Annotated in this window: 6 protein-coding genes; 4 read left to right on the top strand and 2 right to left on the bottom strand. The window is 64.1% G+C overall.

The window, feature by feature from the left end; all coding sequences use genetic code 11:
• Positions 1 to 334 precede the first annotated feature (334 nt).
• The 4 genes from fos to CSZ94_RS25410 all read left to right on the top strand — a co-directional run bounded on the left by fos (position 335) and on the right by CSZ94_RS25410 (position 2,345).
• Positions 335 to 751, top strand: coding sequence for a fosfomycin resistance glutathione transferase (gene fos / locus CSZ94_RS25425; protein ID WP_102124068.1), 417 nt, complete (start codon positions 335 to 337; stop codon positions 749 to 751).
• Between the two features lie 81 nt (positions 752 to 832).
• On the top strand, positions 833 to 1,270 hold the full coding sequence (locus CSZ94_RS25420; protein ID WP_102124070.1) for an MbcA/ParS/Xre antitoxin family protein: 438 nt from the start codon (positions 833 to 835) through the stop codon (positions 1,268 to 1,270).
• Positions 1,271 to 1,272: 2 nt separating this feature from the next.
• A complete protein-coding gene (locus CSZ94_RS25415) occupies positions 1,273 to 1,971 on the top strand; it encodes an RES family NAD+ phosphorylase (protein ID WP_102124067.1) in 699 nt (232 codons plus the stop codon).
• A 53-nt stretch (positions 1,972 to 2,024) separates the two neighbouring features.
• On the top strand, positions 2,025 to 2,345 hold the full coding sequence (locus CSZ94_RS25410) for a DUF2288 domain-containing protein (RefSeq protein WP_102124066.1): 321 nt from the start codon (positions 2,025 to 2,027) through the stop codon (positions 2,343 to 2,345).
• Positions 2,346 to 2,348: 3 nt separating this feature from the next.
• Here CSZ94_RS25410 and CSZ94_RS25405 read toward each other — a convergent pair whose 3' ends face one another.
• The gene (locus CSZ94_RS25405; RefSeq protein WP_258001201.1) at positions 2,349 to 4,478 is read right to left on the bottom strand and encodes a TonB-dependent receptor plug domain-containing protein; all 2,130 of its coding nucleotides are present in this window, start codon (positions 4,476 to 4,478) and stop codon (positions 2,349 to 2,351) included.
• A 196-nt stretch (positions 4,479 to 4,674) separates the two neighbouring features.
• Entirely contained in the window at positions 4,675 to 12,234 is a 7,560-nt protein-coding gene (locus tag CSZ94_RS25400) for a YDG domain-containing protein (RefSeq protein WP_258001200.1), read from the bottom strand.
• Between the last annotated feature and the right edge of the window lie 23 nt (positions 12,235 to 12,257).

Genomic DNA, 12,257 nt, shown 5'->3' with positions numbered 1-12,257 from the left:
GTGTATCGATGGTTTGCGACCGGACCCTTCGTTCCAGTTCGGCACGGTCTTCCTCGCTCAATATAATCGGCGCCGCAGTCAGCATTGCTCACCTCATCTCAAACTCAATATGTAGATGATAGCGCAGTCTTTAAATAGTGCAACCATTTCGCAAGCAGTACACTAGAAGTACGGTTGCGCTTCTCGACCACCTCTCCCTTCCGCTCGCTACGGCATTGTCAGGTGTTGCGACGTTTGTGGTCTTATTGCTGTGTCTCATGCTTACCTGAAACAATGTCGCATCAAACCACTGCGGAGGCTGGAACCGGCCTCCACACAATCTGAAAGCAGCACCATGCTGACCGGCCTGAACCACCTCACCCTGTCCGTGCGCGACCTGGCGCACGGCGTCGTCTTTTACCGCGACACCTTGGGCCTGCGCCTGCATGCGCGCTGGGACAGGGGCGCGTATCTGTCGGCTGGGGATTTGTGGCTGTGCCTGACGCTGGATGGGCAAGACACGGCTAGGCTGGCCAGCCCCGGCTACACGCATTACGCCTTTTCCATCGCGCCCGCCGACTTCGCCCCGTTTTCCGCCCGCCTGCGCGCCGCCGGCGTGTCCGAATGGCAGCAAAACAGCAGCGCTGGCGACTCGCTGTATTTTCTCGATCCGGACGGCCACCGGCTGGAAGCCCATGCGGGCAGCCTGGCACAGCGGCTGGCTGCATGCCGGGCGGCGCCCTATGCCGACATGCAATTCTTTGACGACTAAGAGGCGTGGGCCCACACATTTGGAAGAGGACAACAAAAATTCCAAAAAAGGAGTAACATTAATCCATAAATGGAGTTCATCATGAATCTTGCCTACGCCTACCCCAAGAGCCGATTCGAACCGGCCGTGCTCGTCGACCTGAACGCCAAAGCCGAGCGCGAGCGATTGTCGCAATCGGCACTGAAGGGGTTTTTCAAGCTGGCCGCCGCCTGGAAGCTGCGCGACGACGATGCGCGCGAATTGCTGGGCGGCCTGTCCAGCAGCGCCTACTACGAGTGGAAAAAGCACCCGGACCGCGTGCTGGAAGTGGACCGCATCACGCGCATTTCCTATTTGCTGGGCATCTACAAAGCGTTGCACATCCTGTACGGCGACAAGCTGGCCGACGAATGGGTGAGCCTGCCCAACAAAAATCCCGTGTTCGGCGGCCGCACACCCCTGTCGCAGATGCTGGCCGGCGGCTTGCTGGCCATGCAGACGGTGCGCAAGCTGCTCGATGCGCGCCGCGGAGGGCTGTAATCGTGCCTGCCGCTCCCAATGAACAGCTGCCGCCGCTGGCAGCCTTGCGCCAGATCGACACCTGCCGCCTGATTCCCTCGCGCTTCGCCGACATGGAAGACTCCGTGCTGGCGCCGCTGGCAGAGGACGATGCTCACCTGCGCGAACTGTTCGAGCTCGATAACGCCACCAACGCGCGCCTGGTGGCCGAGTATGGCGGCGCGCCAGGAATTGGCGTGGACGAGCTGGTTTTTGGCGTGCCAAATTTTCGCATCATCAACGCCGCCTATACCTACGCCCGCCCGGAAGGGGCGCGTTTCAACGATGGCGAGCGGGGCGCCTGGTATTGCGCCTTCGACATGGAAACGGCGCTGGCCGAGATCATTTTCCATAAAACCGTGGAATACCAGGAAATTGACTATTTCGACGACAGCGTCAGCTACCAGTCGCTGCTGGCCGATTTTTCCGCCAGCTTCCACGACCTGCGCAGCCAGCAGCGCTACCAGGCTTGCCTCGACCCGGCCAGCTACATCGCCTCGCAAGACCTGGCCGCCATCCTGCTCGAAGCAGGCTCCATGGGCGTGATCTTCCCCAGTGTGCGGCACGCCAGCGGCACCAACCTGGCCTGCTTCCGCCCTGCCCTGGTGGGCAATGTTCGCAAAGGGGCCGCCTATCGGTTAACATGGCAGGGAACGCCGACGCCGCGCGTGGAAGCCGTGTAAGGCAAGCCAGCCGCGCGCAATGGCACCCGACTCACCGAACATTGATATTTCGCATGCAAACCAATCCTGAAAAAGACACCGAACTGCGCCTCAAAGTGAACAGCGAAACGGCCCGCCTGGCCTGGAGCGAACTGGAAAAACACTTCGCCCAGGGCAACGTCGTCTGGGTCGCCAATGAGCTCGACCTGGTCGAAGTGGCCGTGCGCATCTCGCACGACGATAAGACCACCATCGCGCAATGGATGGCCGATGGCAAAGTGGCCAAGGTGTCGGACCAGCAGGCGCTGGACTGGCAAGCCGCCGACGCGGCACTGTGGGCTGTCGTCGTCAGCCCGTTCATCCTGGTGCAGCAGGAAAAGCCCACCAGACACTGATGCTTACAGGCTGCGCTCGAACATCAGACGCAGCGACGCGCTGCCATCGAGGCTCGTCAGGCTGTCGCTGCGGCCCACCTCATCGACATAGGATAGCCCTTGCTCCTGCTGATGATGCAGCAAATTGGCCGCAGACAGGCGCACCCGCGTTTTCGCGTCCGGCTGCCACAGCGCATACGCGTCGAAGGTGCGCCGCACGCCCGCATGGCTGCTGGCGTGCGCGTCGAGCCGCGCCAGGCCGCCCGTCTGCACGTTCAAATTGCCACCCATGCTCATCCTCGGCGAGAGCCGATAATCGAGTCCAAAGTTGAGCGTGGCCGGTACCTGGCTGGCCAGGCGGTTGCCGGGACCCGGCACGGCGGCGACGCTGGACCAGTTGCGCCCCGCATTGGCACGTACGTCGATATCGGGCGCCTGCACCCACCAGGTCCGCAAGGGGAACTTCACATCCATCTCGACGCCGCGCACCGTGGCCGTGCCGTTATTGAACGGGCTGGCGGTCCAGATGCCATCGTGCTGGAACAGGCGCTGCACGGTGACGTCGCTGATGCGCCGCGTGTATGCCGACACGCTGGCCACGCCGCTCTTGCCGAAATAGCTCTCCCAGGCCGCATCGAGCCCCCACGCCAGTTCCGGCCGCAGCTCGGGATTGCCCTGGAAATCGGGATTGTTGGCGCTGTTGCCATTGTTGATGGTGTAGCGGCGCGGCACCAGGTTGCGCGTGCTGGGCGCCTTGTAGGTGCGCGCCAGCGCCAGCCGCAGCTGGTCGCGTTCCTGCTGCGGCGGTTTCCACAGCAGTTGCGCCACGGGACTCCAGACGCTGGCCCGCGTGCGCACTTCGCTCAAGGTGCGGCCCTCGGTGGCCGTGTGCAAGCCTTCCCAGCGCACGCCCGCATACATTTGCAGACGCGGCGTCACGTCCCATTCATCCTGCGCATACAAGGCCAGGCGCCGCACGTCGGCCGTGTAGTCTTCATCGAGCGCATACGGCGCGCCACCGGCAAGATACGTGTCGCGCTGGCGGCGCGATTCCCTGCGGCGTATCAGGCTGCCATCCCAGCCCGCGCTCAGCGCATGCCCGCCGCCCAGTCGGCCCAGGTATTTGCCGCTGCTGGTGACGCTGTCGTCGATGGCGTCGGACACCACGCCGCGCAGCAACAAAGGAGCGCCACCGGCCGCCGCGCCATGAAACGCGTAATCCGTATCGCGCCGGTTGTGGTTGACGCCCAGTTTGGCCGTCAGCTTGCCCGCCGCCCCCAGCGGGTGCGCCCAATTCACGTCGTTGCGCGCCGAAAACACGCTGGCCTGCGAAGTGGCGCCATTGCGCGGATACGCCGTGGGCATGCCCAGCAAGGCCGTTTCGCTGGCCACGCCGTCAAATCCCGTGCGATACCAGTCCAGCAGGCTTTGCCAGATGATGGTATCGCCATTGTCGAAGGTCCATTGCAGGCGCGGCGTCAGGCTGGCCTTGTTGACGGAGGAGGCGTTGCGCGTGCGCGTTTCGCGCCGCGCCAGCAGCGTGCCGGCCGGATCGGAGATTGTCTCAGTCGTCCTTCCCGCCACGTCATCGGCCGTGCGCTCCAGCGCGCCCGTCAGCGCATAGGCGAAACCGGGCAGCTTGTCCGCCACGCGCAAGGACGCGGCAGGCTGCCAGCGGCCATCCTGTCTACCGGCGCCCAGCTTCCATTCGCGCTCGGCGCCGCTGGCACCCTTGCGCAAGACGACGTTGATGCTGCCGGCGACGGCTTGCATGCTGTATTCGGCCGTCGCGCCGCGTAAAATCTCGATGCGCTCGATCATCTCGGGCGCGATCGATTCGATGGAAAATCCGGGTGGCGCGGGGTCGCCGTTGATCAGCATTTGCGTGTAGCCGGCGCCCAGACCGCGCATGCGCACCTCGCCGCCGACGACGGAGACGCCGGGTTGGCGTTTCAGCGCCGCCGCCAGGCTGCTGTCGCCATATTGGGCCAGGTCGTCGCGGCTGACGATGATCTTCGCGGCCGTGTCGTCTCGCCGCTGCTGCACACCGCTGGCGGCCGAAATTTCAACTTTCTGCAGCGGCGCATCCTCGGCGCAGGCAGCGGTGGGCAAGAGCAGAAAAAAGAGCGGAAAAGTCGGGATGGCGCTGCGCATGATGCCTTTTCTACACTGCGAAAATGAAGAGCGCAGTGTAGATGATTTGATAATACGCAGCAAGCGGCTTTCAGTACCCTTCTGCAAGGCAGGCCGCAATCACCTTCGGATCGCAGATGGCAGGGCAGCAAAAAAAATGCCGCTTCGCATGGTGCACGAAGCGGCACTTCCACTGGCAAGCCCGGTTAATGCACGCTTATTGGTTTTCGATGCTCGTGTTGCCAGCCGCCACAGGCAGTCGCAAGCCCGTATCGACCACACTCAGGCGCAAGCCCGGCAAGACATTGCTGTTCACCGATGCCGTCGTCAGCACCACCGGCGTGCTGCCCTGCTGCGGCTGACGGCCCTCCAGCGCCACCTGCACCGCGTCTTCCTTGCTGGTCACGGTTTCGCCTTTCGCCACCACGTCGGCCTGCACCATATTGCCCTGCGATGGCGCCACATTGACCGCCGCGATCACGCTGGCCACCGCGCTTTGCAGCGCTTCGGTCGGCTTGACGGTCAGCACGCCCGGCGTGTATGTCAACGCATAGTTGGTCGACGTCTGGCCGGCAGCCGACACCAGATAGCTGCCCGATGGCGTAGCGATAGTGGCCGACGTGCTGAACGCCAGATTGCCGCTGACCTCGTTCGCCAGCGTGTCGTTGCCCAGCAAGCCCGTGTAGCTGGCCGTGAAGGCCGGATTGACATTGCCATAGTCTTTCTCGGCATTGCCCACCTTCACCCCCAGGGCCGCCTGCGTGATGCTGGCCGTGGTGGTCGCCGTGGCGTTGACCGTGTAATTGCCGGCGTCCGTACCGCTGAGCGCAATGCCGTTCACCGTCACCGTTTTGTTGGCGCCGGCGTTCTTGTCGGCAAAGCTGGCGCCGCCATTGCTGATGCTCAGCACGTCGCCGGCGATACGGTTGTCCGCCAGGGTCACGCTGGCGTTGGTGCTGGTGTCATACACGCGCGGCGCGGCGCCCGTGGCGCGCACCAGCAGGCTGGCCGGGGTGATGCTGGCCGTCAAACCGGTCGGATTGCTAACCGTATAATTGCTGGCCAGGCCGCTGGCCGTGTCGACCAGGCTCGTGCCCGTCACCGTCACCGCCTTGGCGCTGGCCGCGTTCTTGTCGCTGAACACGGCAGTTTGACCTGCAATGCCCAGGGTTTCGCCCGCCACCAGGCCCGCCAGCACGCCGCCGGACAATTGCGCCGCCGTATTGCCGTCATAGACTTTATTACCAGCCAGCTGGCCCGCCACCGTCAAGGCTTTCGGTGTGATGCTGGCCGTCAAGCCGGTCGGGTTGCTGACCGAGTAATTGCTGGCCAAGCCGCTGCCGTCGGCAATGCCCACGCCACTGACCGTCCCCGCCTTGCCGTTGCCGGCGTTCTTGTCGGCAAACACGCCACTGCCGCCGCTGACCAGCAGTGTTTCACCGCTGACCAGGCCGCTCAGGGCGCCGCCACTCAAGGTGGCCGCGGTGGTGCCGTCGTAGACGCGCGTGCCGGCCGTCATGCCCGTTACCGTCAGCGCTTTCGGCGTGATATTGGCTGTGAAACCGGTCGGGTTGGCCATCGTGTAGTTGCTGGCCAGGCCGCCGTTGCCGCCGTTGACCAGGGTGGTACCGGTGGCCGTGACAGCCTTGCCGGTGCCGGCGTTCTTGTCGTCGAAGGTGACCGTCAAACCCGTCACGCCCAGGGTTTCCGTGCCGACCAGGCCGCTGATCGACCCGCCCGTCACGCTGGCCTTGGTGTTGCCGTCATAGACTTTATTCACGGCCGACATGCCGGTAATCGTCACCGCCTTCGGTGTGATGGCGCCGGTGCCGCTGCCGCTGGTGTTGGTCAGGTTGTAGTTGCCCGCATCCGTGCCGCCGAGTGCGATGCCGCTCACCGTCACCGTCTTGCTGCCGGCATTCTTGTCATTGAACAGTGCCGAGGTGGCGCTGAACAACAGGCTGTCGCCGCTGACCATGCCGTTGAAGGTGGCGCCGGTGGCGCTGACGGTGGCCTTGGTATTGCCGTCGTAGACCTTGTTGTCGGCGACGATATTGCTGACGGTGCTGATGGTGGCCTTGGTGATATTGGCCGTCAAACCGGTCGAATCGGTGACCGTGTAGTTGGATGCCAGGCCCCCATTCGCGCCGCCCGTCAAGGCCGCGCCACTGACGGTCACCGCTTTCGCGGTACCGACATTCTTGTCGGCAAACAGGCCCGTCATGCTGGTCAGCGTCAGGGTTTCCTTGCCGACCAGGCCGTCCAGGCTGCCGCCGCTGATGGTGGCCACCGTGCTGCCGTCATAGACCCGGTCCGCGGCTGTTGCACCGATCACCGTCAATGCCTTCCGGGCGATGCTGGCGGTGGCCGTGGCGCTGGTATTGGTGAAGTCATAGTTGGCCAGGTCGTTGCCCGTCAGCGTGATGCCGGAGATATTGACAGTCTTGCCGGTGCCTGCATTCTGGTCGCTGAAGGCGCCGCTGGCGCTGGAAAAGGCCAGATCGTCGCCAAGCACCATGCCGGTGATGACGGCCTTGCCGCCAATCACGGCGGCAGCGTTGCCATCGTAGGTCTTGTCGCTGGCGCTCAAGCCGCTGACGCTGGAAATGCTTGCCTTGGTGACGTTGCCGGTCACACTGGTCGGATTGCTGACCGTGTAATTGCTGGCCAGGCCACCGGCATTGTCGGCCAGCGTGGCGCCGGTGACGGTGACGGCCTTGCCGCTGCCGGCAGTCTTGGTGGCATAGGCGCCGCTCAAGCCGGACAGCGTCAATGTTTCGCCGCTGAGCAGACCATCGAGCACGCCGCCCGCCAGGGTCGCGGCAGTGCTGCCATCGTAGACGCGGGTTAGCGCGCTGGCACCGCTGACCGTCAGCGCCTTCGGCGTGATATTGCCGGTGACGCCGGTCGCGTTGCTGACCGTATAGTTGCTGGCCAAGCCGGTGCCGTCGGCCAGCGTGGCGCCGGTCACCGTCACGGCCTTGCCGTTGCTCGCGTCCTTGTCGTTGAATGCGCCGCTCTGGCCGGACAGGCTCAGGGTTTCGCCGATCACCAGGCCATTCAGGGTACCGCCCGAAATGCTGGCCTTGGTGTTGCCGTCATAGATCTTGCTGGCGACGCTCACGCCGCTCACCGTCAAGGCTTTTTGCGTGATATTGGCCGACAGCCCCGTCACGCCACCGAGCGTGTAGTTGCTGGCCAGGCCATTGCTGCCGTCGCTCAAGCTGCCGCCGATGACCGTCACGGCTATGCCATTGCCGGCGTTCTGGTCGGCGAAGGTGCCCGACAGCGCGCCCAGGGTGACGGTTTCGCCGCTGATCATGCCGCCCAGAGTGCCGCCCGTCATTGCGGCCGCCTTGGTGCCGTCGTAAGTCTTGTTGCCGGCTGCCACGCCGGTCAACGTCAAGGCTTTGGGCGTGATGCTGGCCAGCACGGTGGTATCGGCAAGCGTGTAGTTGGACGCCAGCGTGCCATCGCCGCCATTGCCCAGCGTGGTGCGGACGGTGACCGTCTTGGCATTGCCGGCATTCTTGTCGGCAAACGCGGCCGCAGGGCCTACTGCCAGCATTTCGCCGGGAACCAGGCCGGTGATGCTGCCCTTGTTGATGGCGGCCGTCTCGTTGCCGTCGTACACTTTGTTAGCCACCGCCAGGTTATTCCAGCTCAAGACCTTGGGCGTGATGGTGCCGGTGACGTTGGTCGGCGTGGTGATCGAATAATTGCTGGTCAGGCCAGTGCCATCGGACACCGTGCCCAGCGTCAGCGTCAGCGTCTTGTTGGTGCCAGCGTTGGCATCCAGGTAAGTGCCGCTCGACGCGCCGAGGTTCAGGGTTTCACCGGTCACCAGGCCATTCAAGGTACCGCCAGTCACGGTTGCCGACACCAGTTTGTTGTATTGCCTGGTGGTCGCGGCCAGGCCGGTGACGCTCAATGCTTTCGGCGTAATGGTGCCGGTCAGCCCGGTGGCCGTGACGATATAGTTGCCACCGGCGCTGCCGGTGGTGATCGCCGTGACGGCCTTGCCAGTGCCGGCATCCTTGGTGTCGAAGGTGCCCGTGTTGACCACGACATTGCCGTTGTCCTGCGACAGCAGGCCACTGATCGTGGCGCCGCTGATCGTGGCGGCCGTGGTGCCGTCATAGTCGCGGCTGCTCACCACCCCGCCGGTGACGGTGGCGGCCTTCCTGTCGATGGTCAGCGTCGCCGCGTTGGAATTGATGGCATAACCGCGCTGGCCAGAATACAGGCCGCCGGCCGTGATGGCGTAGGTGCCGGCGTTGACCGCGCTGCCCGCCGCGCCATAGTTCAGTGAACCGGACAGCGTGGCATTCGGGTTCGAGAAGGTGGCGCCTGGCGCCGTCCAGCTGCTGGTGCCGTCATAGGTCTTGCTGGCGTTCGAGGCAAACGTCACCTGCAGCGGCGTCATGAAGGCGCGCAGCAAGGGGTAGGTATTCGTGTCGTAGACGATCCACGCGCCGGCCAGGTCCCACGCTGCGCCGCTGTAGGTGGACAGCAATTTCATTTGCGCGGTGGTCAAGCCGGTGCCGGTGGCGCTGGTGGCCTGGCCCGTAGTGGTGGCATCCCAGAAGTTGCCGCTCGCGCTGCCACTATTGACGCCCACCAGGCCGCCCACGTTGAGGATGCCGGAGACGGCGCCGGTGGCGTAGTTATTGCTCAAGGTGCCGGAGTTGAGGCCGACCAGGCCGCCCACATCGGTGCTGCCGCTCACCGTGCCGGAGGCATAGCTGTTGCTGACAGTACCACTGTTGCTGCCGACCAGGCCGCCGACGTCGGTCGAGCCGGTCACGCTCGCGGTGCTGTAATTGCCACTGACAAGGCCGGCATTGTTGCCGACCAGCGCGCCGGTGCTATCCCTGCCGGTGATGCTGCCGCCTTCCAGGCCGACATTGCGCACGATCGCCGTGCTCGACGTGGCGCCGAACAGGCCGGCGTAATCCGTGCCTGGACGGTTGACGACCAGACCTGAAATGACATGGCCGGCGCCGTCGAAGGTGCCGGTGAACCTCGCGCCGCTGCTGGCACCGACCGGCACAAAGGTGCCGCCGTTCCACACATCACTGCCGGTGCCGGTGCCGGCCGCGTTGACATCCATGCCCAGCGTGTAATTGCCGGCCAGGTTCATCGCCATCAATTGCAACTGGTGCGACGAGTAGATAGTGGTGCTGTACTCGGACGACAACATCGGTCCGGTGGCGCCTAGCACGGTGCCGGCGTTGTTCAGCCTGCCGTCGTTATCGACCATAACCCAGTTGTTGCCGGTCTGGCCAGTTGCCGTCGTGAAGGTGAACGCCCCAAAGTTCGACCCCGTTTGCATTTGCGTCGCGGTCAAGCCGGCGACCGCGGCAGTGGTACCACTGGTGCTGGTGACGCCGATGGCCGAGATCGGGTTGACCGTCGCATTGAAATAGCCGCCGTTGATCGAGCTGGTGCCGCCCATGTTTCCGACCACGCCACCCGGGGTACCTGTGCCGCCGCTGATCAAGCTCACCGCGCCGGAAGAATATACATTGGTGATCGTGCCACCCAAGGGACTCCCGCCTAGCACGCCTCCTACATCGCCCGTGCCGCTGACCGCGCCGGTGGCATAACTGTTACTGATGGTGCCCCGGTTCTCGCCGACCAAGCCACCGTATCTGAGATTGCTGCCGGTCGTAGCTGCGGCCGTCACCGATCCCGTCGAGTAACTGTTGCTGACGTCCCCCTTCAAAAAATTGTTACCAACTACGCCGCCGACTTGCCCAATGCCGACGATGGCGCCAGTGTTGTAGCTGTTGGCGATGAAGCCGGTGGCGGAGCCAGAGCCATTGACGGAGGTGATGCCGCCCGCGCCAAGACCGGCGGTCACGGCGCCGGTATTGAAGCTGTTGGTGATGCTGCCCAGGTTGTTGCCGACAAGGCCGCCGGCATTATATTTATTCGCGGTCACCGTGCCGCTGTTATAGCTGTTGCTGATGTTGCTGCCGGCGACGGCTTTGCCGACCAGACCACCAAGAGCGCTGCCGATATTGGTCGTCACCAGCAGCGTGGCGTTGTTGTAGCTGTTGCTGATGGTGCCGGAGTTTTTCCCGACCAGGCCGCCCAGCGACACGATACCCGGGCTGGTCAGGGTACCGCTGCCGACATAGGCGTTATTGATGGTGCCGCCATTATTGTAGCCGACCAGCGACCCGACATTACCGTAGGTGCCGCTCGGCACATTGGACGTGATCGCGACCCCGAGCAGGCCGATATTGCGCACTTGCGCCGTCGAACTGATCGTGCCGAACAAGCCTACCGAGGCGCTGGCGGTGGTGGTGCCGCTGGTCAAGCCTGTCACGACATGGCCCAGGCCGTCGAACTGGCCGGTGAATGACGTGGCGGTGGTGCCGATCGGCGTGAAGCCGTTGGCGCCCCAGACCGCCGTGTTCGCCGTGCCGGTGGCGTCGATATTGGCGCCCAGTACGAAGTTGCCGCTCAGCGCATTTTTCAAGCCTTGCAAATCGGTGCCGCCTACGCTGGTGGCCGCGCCCAGGGAGTTGATCACCGTATAGGCCGTCGCCGTGCCGTCACTGCCCAGCTTGGTGCTGAAGTTCAGCCCCGACGGCAGGTCGATCTCGGCCTTGACGTTGTACTTGCTCAAGTTGCCGGATGCCACGTTGGCCTGGCCATATTCCAGCGCCAGGCTGGCAGTACCGGAGCCGCGCAATGGCTGGTTGATATTGATATTGTTTTGCGCCGTCATCTTCAGCTGGTTGGCCGACCACGAAATCGTGTCGTTGACGTTGATGTCGCCCAACACGCCGGTACCGCCCGAGATGCTCTGAATCTGGACACTGGTGCTCTTGAGCGCATTCGTATAAAACGCGCCGGTCTGGTCGCCGCCGGTCGCCGCGATGGTGTAGTCGGTCGGATCGATCAGCCAGGTGCCGGTCAGGCCGTGGCTGGATGCCGTCGTGACCTTCAGCGCATCATCGATTTTTACATGCGCGGCCGAGGTATCGATGAAGCCGCCCTTGCCGCCTTCAGGCGCGCTGGCGTCCAGCGTCCCGCCCGCGTTGACCGTGCCGCTCTGCATGTCGCCCAGCAACTTGATCGTGCCGCTGCGCGTATCGATCGTCTGCGCCTCGATCACGCCCGTGTTGTTGACGACGGTTTTCAGCAAGTCACCGGCCGCCTGCGCCGTCAATACCACGCTGCCGCCGGCCGCCCGGATCATGCCGCCATTGTTGACCAAAGCGCCCACGGCGCCCGCGTTGACAGCGACATTGAGCAAGCCGTCGCCCGCCACATCGAGCGTGATGGCGCGGCCCGCCGCCAGGGCCACCGAGCCCAGGCGTGCCTGGATCGTGCCCTCGTTCGACACGTTGGCGCCCAGCAAGGCCACATAGCCGCCCGGCGCGCTGATCGAGCCCTGGTTCAGGACTTTACCCGTGCCGTTGCCGCTAAATTGGTACTTGCCGGCCATGAAGTCGGCGTTGTTGATATCCAGGGTGGACGCCACCAGGCCCGCCGTGTTCACGGACGCGCCCTGGCCGAACAGCACGCCGTTCGGGTTGACGATAAACACCTTGCCATTGGCCGACAAGTTGCCGAGGATGGTCGTGCCATCGCTGCCCAGTACGCGGTTCAGGGCCACCGCATTGCTGTTCGGCTGCACGAATTGCACCGACTCACCCTTGTTGATATTGAAGTTGGCCCAGTTGATGACGGCGTTCTGACTGCCCTGATTGATCACCGTGGCGCCCGGCGCGCCATTGATCGTTGCCTGCCCCGCCACCACCGTGCCGCCCGCCGGCCCCG

The sequence above is a fragment of the Janthinobacterium sp. ROICE36 genome (assembly GCF_002869965.1).
GTDB lineage: Bacteria > Pseudomonadota > Gammaproteobacteria > Burkholderiales > Burkholderiaceae_D > Janthinobacterium.
The sequence above is the reverse complement of the archived record's forward strand: the minus strand, read 5'-3'. Positions and strand labels throughout refer to the sequence as shown.